Here is a 15,047-nt window from a genome sequence, read left to right as displayed (position 1 = left end):
GGTATCGTTCTTCTCGGCTGAGGTGCTTGTACATTGGGCAATTTCGATTTGGCGGTTAAAGCGGCCATGATGCTCTCGCATCCTCAGCCACCTATAACCAGTTCATCTTTGTTGCACTTCGTCCTTGAATCCGCCATTCAATTTAGTTACTTTAATTTATCAAAATTGATTTGAGTAAATTATGCCCGTTAGAATTCCGCACCACTTTTATTGCACCATATGACTACCATTCTTATCGTTGAAGACGAAGACCTGCTGCGCGAGGGCGTACAAGAGGTTTTAGAGATGAATGACTACACCGTGATCGGTGCTGGGGATGGGTTAGAGGCCTTGCAGTGGTTGTCGGAAACGCATGTGGACTTGGTCGTCACCGATTTGGTCATGCCCAAGATGGACGGTGTTGATTTCGTCGCCAAGCTGCGAGAAAGCTATCCCCATTTGCCGGTCATCGTGGCCTCTGGCAGCACCAACTCTGTCATCGCACGCTATGGCTTGAAATCGATTGATATTCCGGGTGCCAACGCCAGCATCCCCAAGCCCTTCAAGAGCAAAGACTTGCTTGCCAAAATCGAAGAGCTATTGTCTGAGCGCGTCGCTGCTAAGTAAGCTCCAACGCGGCATCATCGCCGCCTGTGCTTCAGCGTCTCAATCATTGGGATGCTGCTGTGATCACATTCACAAAATGGCCCACCATCACGGGGCAGAAGTAAATGCTCACGGCCTTGGTGATGACCGAAATCGCTTCTTCTGAGGTTTTTGGTCGGGTGCTGAACTCGCCGGTCGTCAACTCTTCATACGCTTCTGCAATCGCCACAATTCTGGCGCCTACAGGAATCGCTTCACCTGCCAGTTTGTCTGGAAAACCTTGGCCGTTGTAGTGCTCGTGGTGCGCACGAATGATGAGCGACACGCCCTTCATGTCATCCAAGTTTTTCAGACATGACTCACCCAAGGCCGCATGATTTTCGTAGGAGTGAACATCACTGAGTGGCAATTCAAACACCTTCACACGCAAAATGCGGTCGCTCAGGCTGAGCTTGCCAATGTCATGCAACAAGCCAGCAATGTAGATTTCTTGGCACTGTTCTTTGTCCAAGCCTGCCGCGCGTGCTGTTTTGAAAGACAGTTCAGCCACGTTGCGTGAGTGTGTCAGCAGTTGCTCGTCGCGCATGCCCAGCAAGCCAGAAAATGCTTTGATCGAGGCAATGTACGAGTCCCGTAGCTTTTGGTTTGACTCTGTCAACTCAGCAGTTCGTTCTTTGACCTTCTCTTCTAAGTTGAGCACCAAATCATTGAGTTTGACGTTTTGTTCTTCTGTGAGTGCGGTCAAGCGGGAGCGGTCTTTTTTGAGCATGATCAGCTCTAGCGACGACTCGATGGTGGCGATCAGTTCTGCATCGACCCAAGGCTTGGTCAAGTAGCGGTAAATGCCGCCTTGGTTGACCGCAGCAATGGCGCTGCTGATGTCAGCATTGCCTGTGAGCAAAATGCGCATGGCATCTGGGTGGCGCTCTTTGACCATGGCCAATAACTCGGCGCCATTCATCTCGGGCATGTGCATGTCTGAAATCACCACATCCACGGGCGTGCTGGCCAAGAGTTCAAGAGCCGTTTGGCCGCTGTCGGCCGTCAGCACCTTGAAGTTGTTCAACGACAACATGCGCCTCAGGGCTGAAAGAATGTTGGGCTCGTCATCGACGCAAAGAACGGTAGATTTCATGGTGAATGGTTATGCGACGGTGTTTTGGTGGATGGGCAGCATGACCTTGAACGTGGTGCCTTTGCCCACTTCGCTCTCCACGCTGATGCTGCCGTGGTGGCGCTCAATGATGCCATGCGTGACCGACAAACCCAGACCCGTCCCAACCCCGACAGCTTTGGTGGTGAAGAACGGGTTAAAAATATTTTTCAAGTGATCGGGAGAAATGCCACAGCCCGAGTCAGACACCGACAAATACACATGGTTTTCATCTGCCGATGTCGTGATCCGAATCAGCCCGCGTTGCCCAGAGTCAATGGCTTGTGTGGCGTTGACCACCAAGTTCAGCACCACTTGGTTGATCTGTGATGGCAGGCAATCAATCTCAGGCAAGGTGCCAAAGACCAGCTCCACATCGGCTTTATTTTTGAATTCACTCGCCACAATGTTCAAGGTCGATGCAATGCCCTTGTGCAGATCGGCTTTGGACCAAGCCGCGGTTTTCTCCGTGCGCGAGAAATCTTTCAAGTCTTGAATGATGGTCTTGACGCGCTGAATGCCTTCGCGCGTTTCCGACAGCAAGAAGGTCACATCCTCTTGAATAAATTCGAAATTGATGTCCTCTTTGATGGCATTGACTTGTTCCAGCGTCAATGCCTCTTGACCCGGTTGGCAATGCCGCTCATAAGCGTCAATGATTTTTTGATACGCCTCAAAGTAATTCACCAACGATGCGATGTTGGATGACACGTAGCCGATGGGGTTGTTGATCTCATGCGCGACCCCGGCAGACAACTGGCCCAAAGCCGCCATCTTTTCCGATTGGTACAACAACTCGGATGTGTCCTTGAGTTTGTCAGTCACGCTCAATTCACGGCGTATGGCCGAGAAATAAGCGCGCCATAAAAACATGCCCATCGCCACCAGGGCCAACACAATGGAGATGGCCGACAGCACAAAGGCGTTGCGCTTGATGACATCGAGTTCTCCGCCATCGACGGAGCCCATCATGTCCAGGCGAATCCACCCTAACTCGACACCGACATTCAGCCTTTCCCAGCACACCAAAATGTCGCCCTCGACCGTGCTCAAACGATCTACACCCAATTGATGGGGCACTGTCACTGCCGCGTTGTCGAAGATCTCGATCGGTTCGTTGCCGGGGGTTCTGGCGAGATGCGTGAGCACTTTGCCTTGCTTGTCCACCACTTGAATCGACAGCACTTCGTCGTTGTACATGGTCTGCATCATGCGCGACTCGATGGTGGAAAAGTCTTTCTCCACCAAGGGGTCAACCACGGCCACGATCAAGCCATGCGTGAGGTTTTGTGCCCGCTTGAGCTTACTTTCCAGCAGCAGCGCTTTGGACTGTTTGTACGCAAACACGCCGCTGCCGACTTGCACCAAGACCAACACCCCAACCACCAAGATGACCGGCTTGAGCCGCTTCCACTTGAGCAATGCTTTCAATTCGATCATCTGAAGACGCGGTCCCTGCCTTAGGCGTTTTTAAATGAAGCAGGGCGTTTGTTCACAAACGCATCCATGCCTTCTTTTTGGTCGGCGGTGGCGAACAACGCATGGAACAGGCGGCGCTCAAACATCACGCCATCGGCCAAACCGCTTTCAAAGGCGCGGTTGACCGACTCTTTGGCGGCCATCGTGGCGATTTGTGAGTAGCCACAAATCATGAGTGCCGCGCCCAAGGTTTCTTCCATCAATTTGTCCAGCGGCACGATGCGGCTGACCAGCCCTGCTTTTTCGGCTTCGTTGGCATCCATCATGCGACCGGTCAGTGCCAAGTCCATGGCCTTGGCTTTGCCGACGGCGCGTGGCAAGCGCTGTGTGCCGCCCGCGCCTGGGATGACGCCCAGTTTGATTTCGGGTTGGCCAAATTTGGCGTTGTCTGCGGCAATGATGAAGTCGCACATCATGGCCAATTCGCAACCACCACCCAAGGCAAAGCCGCTGACCGCCGCGATCACAGGTTTGCGAATGCTGCGGATGGTTTCCCAGTCGCGGGTGATGTAGTCGTTTTTGTACACATCGGCAAAGCTGTAGGTGGCCATGGCGCCAATGTCTGCGCCCGCTGCAAATGCTTTTTCACTGCCAATGATGATCATGCAGCCAATCGATTCGTCGGCGTCGAACGCTTTGAGGGCTTGGCCCAACTCCACCATCAGCTGGCCATTCAGCGCGTTGAGCTGCTTTGGGCGGTTGAGGGTGATGACGCCCACTTTGTCGGCTTCGGTGTGAACGTTGATGAATTCGTAGGCCATGGGGCTGCTCCATAAGTTTTGTAAGAAGGTCTTGGCTCTAACTATAGCCAAGCTTGCGTGGCCCTCAGGCGGTGTGATCCAAGGGTAAACATTAACCAACCGATCGGTCGGTTAATGCTAAATTTCTGGGCAGGAGACCACCCATGACCGCACCCCATCCCTCAGTCCATGACAGCGCCACCGTCTTGTACGAAGCGCGTGGCAGCGTCGCTTTGCTCACGCTGAATCGCCCGCAAGCGCTCAACAGTTTCACCCGTCACATGCACCACGACTTGTGGGCCGCGCTCGACCGTGCCGAAGCCGATGCCGCCATTCGCGCGGTGGTCATCACGGGCGCGGGGCGTGGTTTTTGTGCGGGGGCTGATTTGTCAGAGTTCGACTTTGCACCCGGCCCCGACTTGGTCGCCCGTGCCAACCCCGGTCCCGTGATTGACCAAGCCTTCAACCCCACAGCCCGCAAGCTTCAAGGCTTGCGCATGCCCACGGTGGCTGCCATCAACGGCGTGGCGGCTGGCGCAGGCGCTTCATTGGCCATGTGTTGCGACATCGCCATTGCGGCACCGACGGCCAGTTTCATTCAAGCATTCAGCAAAATTGGCCTGATCCCCGATGCGGGAGGCAGTTGGTTGTTGGTGGAGCGTTTGGGCATGGCGCGAGCGATGGCTTTGGCCATGACAGGCGATAAATTGCTTGCAGCTCAAGCCAAAGAATGGGGCCTCATTTGGGATGTCGCCGACGACAGCTTGGCCGCCGCGTTGGCTTGTGCCCAGAAGCTGGCCGTTATGCCCACGAAAGCGTTGGTGCAAACACGTCACCTGTTGCGCGACGCAGGCACCCGCAGCTTCACCCAGCATTTAGATGCGGAGCGCGATGCGCAATCAGCCCTAGGCTGCACCCATGACTACATCGAGGGCGTCACGGCCTTCTTAGAAAAACGTCCCGCCGTGTTCAAAGGCGAATGATGCGTACCGAATTGCAAAACGACCCGCAAGCCATCGCGCTGGCACAAAACGTCGCTCAGTCCATGTTCGCGGTGGACACCGCCACCAAAGACACCATGGGCATCGAAATTTTGGTGTGCGAGCCTGGCCGTGCGGTGCTGCGCATGCCCGTGCAGCCCCTGCATTTGAATGGCCACCAAATTTGCCATGGTGGGTTCATCTTCACCTTGGCCGACTCGACCTTTGCGTTTGCCTGCAACAGCTACAACAAAGCCGCCGTCGCGGCGGGTTGCAGCATTGAGTTTTTAAAGCCTGCGAAGTTGGGCGATGTGTTGACGTGCGAAGGCGTGGAGCAAACCTTGTCGGGGCGCCACGGTATTTACGACATGCGCGTGACCAACCAGCACGGCGACACCATCGCCCTGTTCCGTGGCAAAAGCGCACAAATTCAAGGCACAGTGATTCCCGCATGAAACCCGCACCTTTCACCACCCAACAGTTTCCGTTAGAGCCCATCGAGAAGGCCAGCATCGACGAGCTGCGCGCACTGCAACTCAAGCGCCTCAAAGCCACGTTGCAGCAGGCCTATGCCAACTCGCCGGTGTACCGCGCCAAGTTTGATGCGGCAGGTGTGCATCCTGACGATTGCAAATCCTTGGCCGACTTAGCCAAGTTTCCGTTCACCACCAAAGCCGATTTGCGTGACAGCTACCCGTTTGGCATGTTGGCCAAACCGCGTGAGCAATGCGTGCGTATTCACGCCTCAAGTGGCACCACGGGCAAGCCCACGGTGGTGGCCTATACCCAAAACGACATCGACACGTGGGCCAACGTGGTGGCGCGCAGCATTCGCGCCGCAGGTGCTCGCCCAGGCGACATGGTGCATGTGAGTTACGGCTACGGTTTGTTCACGGGCGGCTTGGGCGCACATTACGGTGCTGAGCGTTTGGGCCTCACGGTGATTCCGTTTGGTGGCGGTCAAACCGAGCGCCAAGTGCAGTTGATTCAAGACTTCAAGCCCGACCTGATCATGGTCACGCCCAGCTACATGCTGGCCATTGCCGATGAGTTTGAGCGTTTGGGCTTGTCGGCTGCGGAGTCGAGCTTGCGCTTGGGCATTTTTGGCGCCGAGCCTTGGACCAACGACATGCGCCGCGCCATTGAGCAGCGCTGTGGCATCGACGCCGTGGATATTTACGGCTTGTCTGAAGTCATGGGCCCAGGGGTGGCCAGCGAGTGCGTGGAAACCAAAGACGGCCCCACCATTTGGGAAGACCACTTCTACCCAGAAATCATCAACCCCGAAACGGGGGAACCGGTGGCCGACGGCGAAATGGGCGAGTTGGTGTTCACCAGCTTGACCAAAGAAGCCTTGCCCATCATTCGTTACCGCACCCGTGATCTGACGCGTTTGTTGCCCGGCACCGCGCGCACCATGCGTCGCATGGAAAAAATCACGGGTCGCAGTGACGACATGATGATCGTGCGTGGCGTCAACGTGTTCCCCTCACAAATCGAGGAATACATCTTGAAGCGTCCCGAGTTGGCCCCGCATTACCAATGCTTGCTGACCCGCGAAGGCCCGATGGACAACTTGACTGTGGTGGTCGAAACCCGACCTGGCATAGACCCCGATGCTTCCGCCGCCCGTGCTGCTGCGCAGGCTTTGCAGCACGATGTCAAGATGTTCGTCGGCACCAGCATTGGTGTGACGCTCAAAAGTGAAGGCGGCGTAGAGCGCAGCCAAGGCAAAGCCAAGCGTGTGGTGGATTTGCGGGGCGTGAAGTAGGCCGTTTGAGTGTGGGCAGCAACGACGTGCGAGACACGTCCGCTGCTGTTGTCTCAGGGCACCAACCAAACCGCCACTTTGTGGCTGTCTTGAATGGCCAATCGCCAAGCGGCGTGGTCCTTGGCTTTGGGCAAGCTCAGCGGTAAACGCAGCAATTGGCGGTCACGGCTGACCAAGGCGGTCAGCTGTGATGCACGGCCCGCGTAGAGCAGCACATCGTCCAGTTTTTTGAGGCGCCATGCCGAGTGGGTCGCTGACTTGGTGGGCGAGCCCACTTCCAAACCCAACCATTCATCGCCCGGAGCAAAACCCGCACGCTGAGCGGCACTCTCGGCCAAGACTTGTTTGATCTGCACGCTGTGGTCTTCGCTCACGCGCAGGCCCAAGCGTTGAGCGAGGGGGGCAGGGTCGTGGTGTATGGTCACGCCATGTGCGGTCAGTAACTTTTCTAAGGGCAATTCACGGGTGCCATGCACCCATGCTTTGAGCTCAGGGGCCCATGAGCGACCGGTGAGGTCTTGCAACACGGCCAGCACATCGGCTTCTTGCATCGTGCCAGTGCGTTTACCGGTGCAACAGCGTTGCCACAAGGCACGCATCACGTCGTCCAACGAGACGCTGTGGTTTTTCACGCCGTGCTGGCGCAAGGTGAGGTCGAGGCACAAGGCCACCAAGGCACCCTTGGTGTAGTAGCTCACGGTCAAATTGGGCGTGTTGGCATCGTTGCGGTAGTACTTGGTCCACGCTTCAAAGCTCGACTGCGCGACGGTGTGCACCTTGCGCCCCGGCGTTTGCAGCACTTGGTTGACGGTTTTGTTGAGCAAGCGCAGGTAGGCCGCATCGTCGATCAAATCGGCACGGCGCAGCAAGAGGTCGTCGTAATAGCTGGTGAACCCCTCGAAGAACCACAGCAACTCGGTGGTGTTTTCGCGGCTGTAGTCATACTGCGCGAACTCAAACGGACGCAAGCGCTTGACGTTCCAAGTGTGAAAGTACTCGTGGCTGATCAGTCCCAGCAAGGTGGTGTAACCCTCGCTCAAGGGGGCGCTGCTTTTGCTGGACGCTGATTGGGCGGGCTGTGTCTCGTCCAACCGCGGCAAGTCGGCGCGTTGGCAAATCAAGGCGGTGGAGTTGCGGTGCTCTAAGCCACCGTAGCCATCGGCCACAGCGTTGAGCATGAACACATAGTTTTTGTGCGGCGTCTTGCCGCGTTTTTTGCCATGCCAAAACGCGATGGCTTTTTCGCAAATGCGTTGGGTGTCGCGGAGCAAGCGCTCGCCATCGAAGGCCGGTGTGGCGCCCGCCACGATGAAGCGGTGTTCAATGCCGCCCGCGTTGAACGTGCCTGACCAAAAGGTGCCCATCTCGACGGGGCAGTCCACCAACTCGTCGTAGTCGGCAGCGATGTAGGTACCAAAACCTTGGCGGTCGATTTTCAAGGGCGTCAAGCCGGTGGCGACTTGCCAACGGGGCTGAGGCGCGACCAGTTCGAGTTGATGTGGTTGCGCCATTTGCCCAGCCACTTGCAAACACAAGCTGGTGCCGTTGAAGAAGCCACGTTGCGCATCTAACCAAGCGGTGCGGACCGAGTCGTCGTGGGCGTGCACTTGGTAGTGCAAGGTGACGGGCGAGTCGGCTTGGCAGTCCAGTTCCCAGGTGCATTTGTCGAGCTGTTGCACAGCCACGGCGCGTGTGCCTTGGCGGGCGGTGATCCCCACGATTTGTTTGGAAAACTCGCGCACCATGTAGCTGCCCGCAATCCACACCGGCAGCGATACGCGTTGCTGAGCGGCGGGTTGCGCCACGGTCAGGGTCACGCCATACAGGTGGGCGTGTAGATCAGCCGCTTCGATGCGGTAGTGAATGAGGGCCGTCATGTCAGGTCGCCGCTGCGCCAATCAGGCAAGACAACACCGACACCACGGTCAAACGAAAGCGCAACGTCATCCATTCACGCAGACCGGCTTCGGGCCACGTTTTGCGGTCCACCAAATAGCAACCGATCAGCAGCAAAGCCAGCACAGGCAGGCCCGCAAATGCCGGCATGATGACCGCCACCCAAGCCACCAGCGAGGGCGTGACGCCCCACATCATGTGCAACTTACGTTGCGGGGCGTTGTGACGCAGGCCAATGCCCCAATGGATGCCGCCTAAAAATGCAGCGATGGTGGCCGCATAAGCGCTGAGCGCAATGGCCACAAACGGGTGCGCTTCGGGCGTGACGATGTGCAGCAGCAAGGCCAACGTCACAAAGGGAATCAAGCCAGCGTAACCCAAGCGTTGGATCAAGATGCCAGCGTTGGAGTCGGGGGTGATGGGGGAGTGGACCATGTTGCGTGTCTCTTTTATTTACTGGCGTCCGCCAAGAGTTTTTCAATTTGAGGCGTGCTGATGGCGCCTGGCACGCGGGTGCCGTCTTGCGCGATCAGCGTGGGCGTGCCGGTGATTTTGTGTTTGCGCCCAAACTCGGTGTTGCGATCAATGGCGGCGGTGTTGCAGGTGGCCGCAGCGGGCGCTTGGTCGCGCGTCATCATGTCGCTCCAAGCGGTGGCTGGGTCTTTGGCGCACCAAACAGCTTTGGACTTCTCGACCGAGTTAGGACCCAACACAGGGTAGAGAAAGAGGTAAATCGTGACGTTGTCGACTTTCGCCAAGTCGCGTTCAAAGCGTTTGCAGTAGCCGCAGTTGGGGTCTTCAAAGATGGCGAGCTTGCGTTTGCCGTTGCCACGCACCATGGTGATGGCGTCTTTGATGGGCAGCGTGTTGAAATCGACGGCGCCTAATTTGGCTTCGCGCTCTTCGGTCAAATTGCGGCGATTTTTGGTGTCGATCAAGCTGCCTTGGATGAGGAAGTTGCCTTCGGCATCGGTGTAGTAAATCTCGTTGGTGCTCAGACGAATTTCATACAAACCTGGCATCGGTGAACGCGTGACTTCTTCGATTTTTGGGATTTGCGGGATGCGTTCGCTGATGTTTTTGCGAATGGTGGCTTCTTGGCCTTGTGCCCAAACGGTACCCGTCATGCTGAGGGCCAGTAGGGCAGTGGTGAGCCATTGGCGAATTGAAGAAGACATGGTGTTTGGTTTCGTGAAAAGGGGAGTTAAGTCAGAAAGACGCGTGTGGCTGGATGGCTTTGACAAGCTTCAACCCATCGCCTGTTGCATGGCCCATGCCTTGACGGGGGGCAAACTGTTGAAGCTGTTCATGCCCCAGTTGCGCAGGGCTTGCACGCCAGCATTGGGGTGTGCGAACAGACGTTGCAACCCATCGCAAGCCGCCCATGTTGTCAGCAGGCCAGCTTTGCGAGCGCGTTCGTAGCGGCGTAAAAAGTAGCGGTCACCCGCGTTGCGCCAATAGTCTTTGCCGTCGCGGGTTTTTAAAACTTGCGCCAGTTCGGCCACGTCAGCCAATCCAAGGTTCAGCCCTAAACCCGCCAATGGGTGGATGTTGTGTGCCGCATCGCCGGCCAATGCCCATGCGCTGCCGTCGGCAAATTGTCCTGTCCAGTGTTGGGCACGCGCCAGTTGCAAGGGCCACATGGCCCGTTCGCTGGTGAGGGTGAGTTGGCCCAGCACGCCTTGGCTGGCGTCTTCCAAGGCGTGAGCAAACGCATGGGCGTCGAGCGCCAACACGGTTTGTGCCCGCGTGGGCGGCAACGACCACACCAAGCTGGCGGTGTCGCTTTGCGCACCGCCCATGGGCAGCAACGCCAATATTTCGAGCCCCTCGGGCCCTTGAGAGAACCACTGTAAAGCCTGCTGGCGGTGTGGTGTGCTGCAACGCACGCGTGCCGCCACGGCGTGTTGTTGGTAAGGCATCACCTCAAAGTCCACCCCCAATGCTGCGCGCGTGGCGCTGTGGCGGCCTTCGCAAATCACAGTCAAGTCGGCTTTTGTCGCTTGGCTTTCGGCTTCTGTGAGGCAGGTAATTTCGGCTTGGTAACGCACAGCCTCGGCCAGTTGGTTTTCGAGCACGGGGACGTCGACAATCCATGTGAGGCCATCGGGCGTGGGGCTTTCAAAATGCGTGAAGCCGCCGTCATCGCCCCACACGCGCATGTGTTGCACGGGCGTGGCGTGTTGTGGCTTGGGCCAACAGCGCAGCTCAGAGAGCAAGTCGCGCGATGCGCTGTTGAGGGAGTAAGCCCTCACATCTTGAGGTTTGTCGTGATCGCCAGATTCACGGTGCTGCACCAAGGCCACGCGCAAGCGCTGGCGTGCCAGCAGCAGCGCCAAGGTGCGCCCCACCATGCCATCACCCCGAATACACACGTCAAAATTTTGAGCCATGGGCAAGATTGTAGGAGGGCGGCACAATCAGGCATGACCCTCTCTGCAGCAACCCCATCCGCCCCTGTCCCTTCTTCAGAGCCCGCGCTGGCGCTGTCCTCCCAGTTTCAGGCACGTTTGACCGAGCTGTGGATCTACCCCATCAAGTCGTGTGCGGGGGTGTCGGTGTCACAGGCTGTTTTGACGCCGTTTGGCTTGGCCTCGGACCGCACTTGGATGGTGGTGGACGCACAGGGCGACATGGTGACCCAGCGTGATTTCCCGCGCATGGCCTTGATTCAACCCATCCAAGTGCCCACAGGTGACGATGCCATGCCCGCTTGGCAGCTGCAAGCGCCGGGCATGGCCAATTTGCCACTGGTTCCAAACATGACGAGCATGCCCGTGACGGTTCGGGTGTGGCAAGACACCGTGTCGGCTTTTGACATGGGGCCCGCGTGTGGGCAATGGTTGACCGAGTTTTTGGGTTCGAATTCGGCTATGGCTCGGAGGCCATTGCGTTTGGTGCAGTTTGATGCGCGCCACAAACGCGTGGCCAGCTTGACATGGACACAAGGCGTGGAGGCGTTGAACCAATTTAGCGATGGCTTTCCAATTTTGGTGGCGAGTACCGCTTCGTTGGCTGAACTCAATGGCCGCTTGGCGCAGCAAGGCGTGGCGGCGGTGAACATGCGCCGCTTTCGTCCGAATGTGGTCCTGGGTGATACGGCTGAACATGCCCTGCTGCCGCACGACGAAGACCGTGTGGGCCTGATGACGATGGCCACCGAGGAAGGTGTGCCCGTGCAACTTCAGCCCGTCAAACCTTGCCCACGTTGTCCGATTCCCAATATCGATCCGGACACGGCTTTGACGGCGCCTGTGGTGAGCGACACCTTGCAGCAATATCGCCAAGATACCCGCGTGCAAGGGGGCATCACATTCGGCATGAACGCCATCACGGTTCAAGGCGTGGGGCAAGCGCTGCGCGTGGGTCAGCACGTGTCAGCGGACTGGGTGTTCTGACGCGGTTAACTTGTACCGATCAAGGCGTGGTCCGCCCAACGCCAGTGCTTGGGCGATGGCGGCATTGGCGGCCTCGGTTTGCTGGGTTTCGTAGAGCACTTGCGCCAAGTTGTTCCATGCATCGGCTGCGTTGGGATGGTGCACCGTCGCAAGCGCGTACTGAGTTTGTGCGGCGAGTAGATCGCGCTGTTGGTAATAGCCATTGCCCAGCGCGATGCGTGCTTCCAAGTTGTCAGGCCAAGCTTGGAGCGCCGTTTGGTAGGCCTGCATCGCTTGGGTCGGGGCCACGCGCTCAAGCGTGATCGCCGCTTGCACGTACTCAGCAGCAGTGGCCGTTGCTGGCAGCTGATCGGGTGGCAACGCCACAAATGCCCAGTGTTTGGCTTTCGCCCAACTTTGCGTGAACTCGGTCACCGACATGGTCAAACGTTTTTCATCGCCAGACCGTAAAGTGACCGTGCCCGTCACTTGGTCGTAGCCCACCAACACGGCGTAGTGCCACAGCGGTAGCCAGTCCCAGCGCAAATTTTGCAAAACAACGACAGGGTGTCCGGCAGCCACTTCTTGCCACAGCGCCTGAGGCTGGTCTTTCAAGACGTAAGGCACAACACCGGCACGACGCGCACCACCCAGCATTTCTAGCGGCAAGCTGCCTTGCCGTTGCGGCACGTAAACATCGTCGGCCAGCTGTGCCAGCGAGCGCGCTACTCCTGCATGGGCAAGCACCGTGGCCAAAGCGGCAGGGCCACACTGGTCTTGCGTTTGTGGATAAAACGCAATCTGGGTGAGCTCAACCTCAGCCGGTAGGTGGCTGCTGGTGTCGAAACTGTTTGCGCTGGGCACAGAGGCACAGCCTGACACACCCAACACGAGCGCTACCCACAGCCCGAGCAAAAGTTGGCGTTCAGAGCCCACCCAAATCCTCAATCGCATCGACCACCATGCTGGTGCCAACAGCAATCAGCAAAATGTCACTGGCGACACGCACAAACTTGTAGCCTGCAGGTGGCGTTCCTAAACGGGTCCTCAATTCACGGGGAATGGGGTAGAGCGCTATGTCAACAGGCAAGGGCTGACCCATGGCCCATCGTTTGGCTTGGCCAGGCGGCAGGCAGCCGTTGCCCTTTTTTGCCAAACCTGGCGGGCATCGGCCTTGACGCATGTCTGCACCGTAAACCTCGCGTACCGCTTGGTGGTGTCTAGGCTCAAAGTACGAACCTAGACGTGCTTCTCTAGGTTCCCTTCTCTCATGAGATGCCCTTGCCTCCCGAGGTTCCCTCATTTTTTCCGAGAAAGATTCGGGCGCGGAGGGCTCTTGTTGACGTCGGTGTTGGTTCGGTCCGACGCCATCGGGGCGATCGGCCCAAGCGGCTGGCGCAATGAGCGCCGCGCACAAGAAGGCCATGGCCCACGCGTGCTTGCTGGTGTGCGTGTGCATCGACTTTGGCATTTAAATGGCAATAGCCACCAAAATGGCGACCAACAAAATAATCACCATGTCCATCTGGCTCAGGCTTCCGCCTGCAGGCATGGCATCAATGCGCTCGGCCAAGGCGTGAACCTCTTGCTCGCTCAAGGCGGCCACACGGTCTTTGGCCAGCAAGCCGCCCACGCCCATGGCTTCTAACTTTTCTTTGACGGTGGCGCGTTCGACAAAACTTTGCACTTTGGCGCGGTCTAGTTCTGCTTGGTTGACGGTCGCCAGCTCTTGCGTTTGCACGATCTCTGCGCGTGCCAAGGGTGAAAGCCCCAGCATCGCCGTGGTGACGGTGACAACGATGATGTCAGAGAGTTTGGTTTTTCTTGTCATGGTGTTTGCCTTTTATCGTGGATGAAAATTAATCGTCTGTGCTGATTTCTGTCGCCTTCCAAACGCCAGCGGTACGTGTGGCTTTGATCTGGATGCGCACGCCGTTTGCCAAGCTGACGCCTTGCATGCTGGTGTTGCTGTCACATGTGAATGTGAGCCCACGCAGCACAAACGTATGTGCGGTAGCGTCCAAAGCACTGACGGTTCCGTGGAATTCGAATTCGTGCGATGCCACGTCTGTGTTGTTGGGGGTCTCTACTTTGGTGGCGATCAATGTGCCGTTGCTGACGCTGCCGTGAATTTCGACCCGCACGCCGAGCGCCAAGGTGCCGCCTGCGATACGTGCTGTGCTGGCATCCACGGGGATGCCATTCACGGTGAAGCTGGCGTTGGAAGCAAAGGCTGAGATGAAGCCGTGAATTTCGGCCTCATGCTCATCTTCGGCATTGAGTTGCGCCAGTGGCGACCTGAGCAAGCGAATTTGCGTGGCAAGCAACAACGGCGTCATCTTGACGCGAACAAACACACCTTCGTTCCAAGGGTTGGGGGCGACTGTGTTGTTGTCCCAACTGATCACGCTCGAAGACTGATTGGTGGTGCCCAGTTTGAACGTGTGATTGACGGTACTGAAGCTGTTCATCACACCGCTGAGTTTGTAATGCGTTGGCTGAGTTGTGGACACTTCAACGCGGGTGGCTTGCAGGTGGCCCGTGGTTTGGTCGACGTAGCCATGTACCTCCACGAAGTGTGCGGTGGTCAGGTCTGTCAGTTGGGTGGCCGCGCCTTCAAACACGGTGCTCGCCAACACATCCACCGTCAAGCCCAGCATGTCAAAGCTGGTGGTGCTGATGTTGGAGACGGGCCCCTGCCACTCGCTGCCGCAGCTGATGCGGTAAGCCGTGGCCGTTGCCGTGCCATTGGTTGTCGTTGCCGCCGTGACGGGCGAACCTTGGATGGACACCACCATGCCCACTTTCAGGGTGTCGCCAAATGAGGTGTCATCGTCGCGTGACAGCAAGGTGGCCGTGTCGTCGTTGTAACGAATGCCGTTGACGATGATCGAGCCCAGCCCTGAAATCGTGCCGCTGGTAAAAGAGCCCGTGCCCCCACTGGACAAGCCAGCCACGTCAGAGCCGCCGCCGCAGCCTGTCAGTTGCACGGCTGCCGTGCCGACCATGCCCAAAAGAATGGTTCGGCGTGTGAAGGTGGGGTCGTTTTGAATTGATCGCATTTGG

The 15,047-nt window shown here is 57.5% G+C and carries 16 protein-coding genes; 5 read left to right on the top strand and 11 right to left on the bottom strand.

Annotation, left to right across the window (positions count from 1 at the left end):
* Positions 1-219 precede the first annotated feature (219 nt).
* The gene (locus RMS95_RS15790) at positions 220-606 is read left to right on the top strand and encodes a response regulator (RefSeq protein WP_310647134.1); all 387 of its coding nucleotides are present in this window, start codon (positions 220-222) and stop codon (positions 604-606) included.
* 43 nt (positions 607-649) lie between these two features.
* On the opposite strand, the gene RMS95_RS15785 is transcribed toward RMS95_RS15790, so the two are convergent.
* The 3 genes from RMS95_RS15785 to RMS95_RS15775 are packed head-to-tail and all read right to left on the bottom strand — an operon-like array spanning position 650 to position 3,978.
* Positions 650-1,720 carry an HD domain-containing phosphohydrolase gene (locus RMS95_RS15785; RefSeq protein ID WP_310647133.1) on the bottom strand — a complete coding sequence of 357 codons (1,071 nt, stop codon included), beginning with the start codon at positions 1,718-1,720 and terminating at the stop codon, positions 650-652.
* 9 nt (positions 1,721-1,729) lie between these two features.
* Entirely contained in the window at positions 1,730-3,178 is a 1,449-nt protein-coding gene (locus RMS95_RS15780) for an ATP-binding protein (protein ID WP_310647132.1), read from the bottom strand.
* A 20-nt stretch (positions 3,179-3,198) separates the two neighbouring features.
* The gene (locus tag RMS95_RS15775) at positions 3,199-3,978 is read right to left on the bottom strand and encodes an enoyl-CoA hydratase (RefSeq protein ID WP_310647131.1); all 780 of its coding nucleotides are present in this window, start codon (positions 3,976-3,978) and stop codon (positions 3,199-3,201) included.
* Between the two features lie 143 nt (positions 3,979-4,121).
* Here RMS95_RS15775 and RMS95_RS15770 point away from each other — a divergent pair, with 143 nt between their 5' ends.
* The 3 genes from RMS95_RS15770 to paaK are packed head-to-tail and all read left to right on the top strand — an operon-like array spanning position 4,122 to position 6,708.
* The gene (locus tag RMS95_RS15770) at positions 4,122-4,940 is read left to right on the top strand and encodes an enoyl-CoA hydratase-related protein (protein ID WP_310647130.1); all 819 of its coding nucleotides are present in this window, start codon (positions 4,122-4,124) and stop codon (positions 4,938-4,940) included.
* Positions 4,940-5,392 carry a hydroxyphenylacetyl-CoA thioesterase PaaI gene (gene paaI, locus RMS95_RS15765; RefSeq protein WP_310647129.1) on the top strand — a complete coding sequence of 151 codons (453 nt, stop codon included), beginning with the start codon at positions 4,940-4,942 and terminating at the stop codon, positions 5,390-5,392. Before RMS95_RS15770 ends, paaI begins: the two co-directional genes overlap by 1 nt.
* The gene (gene paaK, locus RMS95_RS15760) at positions 5,389-6,708 is read left to right on the top strand and encodes a phenylacetate--CoA ligase PaaK (protein ID WP_310647128.1); all 1,320 of its coding nucleotides are present in this window, start codon (positions 5,389-5,391) and stop codon (positions 6,706-6,708) included. The genes paaI and paaK overlap by 4 nt, the downstream gene beginning before the upstream one ends.
* Positions 6,709-6,761: 53 nt before the next feature.
* On the opposite strand, the gene RMS95_RS15755 is transcribed toward paaK, so the two are convergent.
* The 4 genes from RMS95_RS15755 to RMS95_RS15740 all read right to left on the bottom strand — a co-directional run bounded on the left by RMS95_RS15755 (position 6,762) and on the right by RMS95_RS15740 (position 10,997).
* Positions 6,762-8,585, bottom strand: a complete 1,824-nt coding sequence (locus RMS95_RS15755) for a peptidase M61 (RefSeq protein WP_310647127.1) — start codon at positions 8,583-8,585, stop codon at positions 6,762-6,764.
* A gap of 1 nt (position 8,586) precedes the next feature.
* Positions 8,587-9,039 carry a DUF3429 domain-containing protein gene (locus RMS95_RS15750; RefSeq protein WP_310647126.1) on the bottom strand — a complete coding sequence of 151 codons (453 nt, stop codon included), beginning with the start codon at positions 9,037-9,039 and terminating at the stop codon, positions 8,587-8,589.
* 14 nt (positions 9,040-9,053) lie between these two features.
* On the bottom strand, positions 9,054-9,782 hold the full coding sequence (locus tag RMS95_RS15745; protein WP_405023402.1) for a DsbC family protein: 729 nt from the start codon (positions 9,780-9,782) through the stop codon (positions 9,054-9,056).
* 69 nt (positions 9,783-9,851) lie between these two features.
* Positions 9,852-10,997 (bottom strand): FAD-dependent monooxygenase, encoded by a 1,146-nt coding sequence (locus RMS95_RS15740; protein ID WP_310647125.1) that lies wholly within the window; start codon positions 10,995-10,997, stop codon positions 9,852-9,854.
* A 33-nt stretch (positions 10,998-11,030) separates the two neighbouring features.
* On the opposite strand from RMS95_RS15740, the gene RMS95_RS15735 reads away from it, so the two are divergent.
* Entirely contained in the window at positions 11,031-12,002 is a 972-nt protein-coding gene (locus tag RMS95_RS15735) for an MOSC N-terminal beta barrel domain-containing protein (RefSeq protein WP_310647124.1), read from the top strand.
* Here the strand turns inward: RMS95_RS15735 and RMS95_RS15730 are convergent.
* The 4 genes from RMS95_RS15730 to RMS95_RS15715 form a co-directional block, all read right to left on the bottom strand.
* A complete protein-coding gene (locus RMS95_RS15730; RefSeq protein WP_310647123.1) occupies positions 11,982-12,935 on the bottom strand; it encodes a PA2778 family cysteine peptidase in 954 nt (317 codons plus the stop codon). The two genes, RMS95_RS15735 and RMS95_RS15730, sit on opposite strands and share 21 nt — an antisense overlap.
* On the bottom strand, positions 12,907-13,164 hold the full coding sequence (locus RMS95_RS15725) for a hypothetical protein (protein WP_310647122.1): 258 nt from the start codon (positions 13,162-13,164) through the stop codon (positions 12,907-12,909). Before RMS95_RS15725 ends, RMS95_RS15730 begins: the two co-directional genes overlap by 29 nt.
* A gap of 288 nt (positions 13,165-13,452) precedes the next feature.
* Positions 13,453-13,812 carry a PA2779 family protein gene (locus RMS95_RS15720; protein WP_310647121.1) on the bottom strand — a complete coding sequence of 120 codons (360 nt, stop codon included), beginning with the start codon at positions 13,810-13,812 and terminating at the stop codon, positions 13,453-13,455.
* A 28-nt stretch (positions 13,813-13,840) separates the two neighbouring features.
* The gene (locus RMS95_RS15715; RefSeq protein ID WP_310647120.1) at positions 13,841-15,043 is read right to left on the bottom strand and encodes a DUF5666 domain-containing protein; all 1,203 of its coding nucleotides are present in this window, start codon (positions 15,041-15,043) and stop codon (positions 13,841-13,843) included.
* Positions 15,044-15,047 lie beyond the last annotated feature (4 nt).

It is taken from the genome of Limnohabitans sp., assembly GCF_031539175.1.
GTDB lineage: Bacteria > Pseudomonadota > Gammaproteobacteria > Burkholderiales > Burkholderiaceae_C > Limnohabitans.
The sequence above is the reverse complement of the archived record's forward strand: the minus strand, read 5'-3'. Positions and strand labels throughout refer to the sequence as shown.

Coding starts and splice junctions, on each gene's coding strand:
- paaK (WP_310647128.1), top strand. CDS start 5,389: ATGAAACCCGCACCTTTCACCACCCAACAGTTTCCGTTAGAGCCCATC.
- RMS95_RS15720 (WP_310647121.1), bottom strand. CDS start 13,812: ATGACAAGAAAAACCAAACTCTCTGACATCATCGTTGTCACCGTCACC.
- RMS95_RS15745 (WP_405023402.1), bottom strand. CDS start 9,782: ATGTCTTCTTCAATTCGCCAATGGCTCACCACTGCCCTACTGGCCCTC.
- RMS95_RS15735 (WP_310647124.1), top strand. CDS start 11,031: ATGACCCTCTCTGCAGCAACCCCATCCGCCCCTGTCCCTTCTTCAGAG.
- RMS95_RS15750 (WP_310647126.1), bottom strand. CDS start 9,039: ATGGTCCACTCCCCCATCACCCCCGACTCCAACGCTGGCATCTTGATC.
- RMS95_RS15770 (WP_310647130.1), top strand. CDS start 4,122: ATGACCGCACCCCATCCCTCAGTCCATGACAGCGCCACCGTCTTGTAC.
- RMS95_RS15730 (WP_310647123.1), bottom strand. CDS start 12,935: ATGCGATTGAGGATTTGGGTGGGCTCTGAACGCCAACTTTTGCTCGGG.
- RMS95_RS15775 (WP_310647131.1), bottom strand. CDS start 3,978: ATGGCCTACGAATTCATCAACGTTCACACCGAAGCCGACAAAGTGGGC.
- RMS95_RS15755 (WP_310647127.1), bottom strand. CDS start 8,585: ATGACGGCCCTCATTCACTACCGCATCGAAGCGGCTGATCTACACGCC.
- RMS95_RS15725 (WP_310647122.1), bottom strand. CDS start 13,164: ATGCGTCAAGGCCGATGCCCGCCAGGTTTGGCAAAAAAGGGCAACGGC.
- RMS95_RS15785 (WP_310647133.1), bottom strand. CDS start 1,720: ATGAAATCTACCGTTCTTTGCGTCGATGACGAGCCCAACATTCTTTCA.
- RMS95_RS15715 (WP_310647120.1), bottom strand. CDS start 15,043: ATGCGATCAATTCAAAACGACCCCACCTTCACACGCCGAACCATTCTT.
- paaI (WP_310647129.1), top strand. CDS start 4,940: ATGCGTACCGAATTGCAAAACGACCCGCAAGCCATCGCGCTGGCACAA.
- RMS95_RS15740 (WP_310647125.1), bottom strand. CDS start 10,997: ATGGCTCAAAATTTTGACGTGTGTATTCGGGGTGATGGCATGGTGGGG.
- RMS95_RS15780 (WP_310647132.1), bottom strand. CDS start 3,178: ATGATCGAATTGAAAGCATTGCTCAAGTGGAAGCGGCTCAAGCCGGTC.
- RMS95_RS15790 (WP_310647134.1), top strand. CDS start 220: ATGACTACCATTCTTATCGTTGAAGACGAAGACCTGCTGCGCGAGGGC.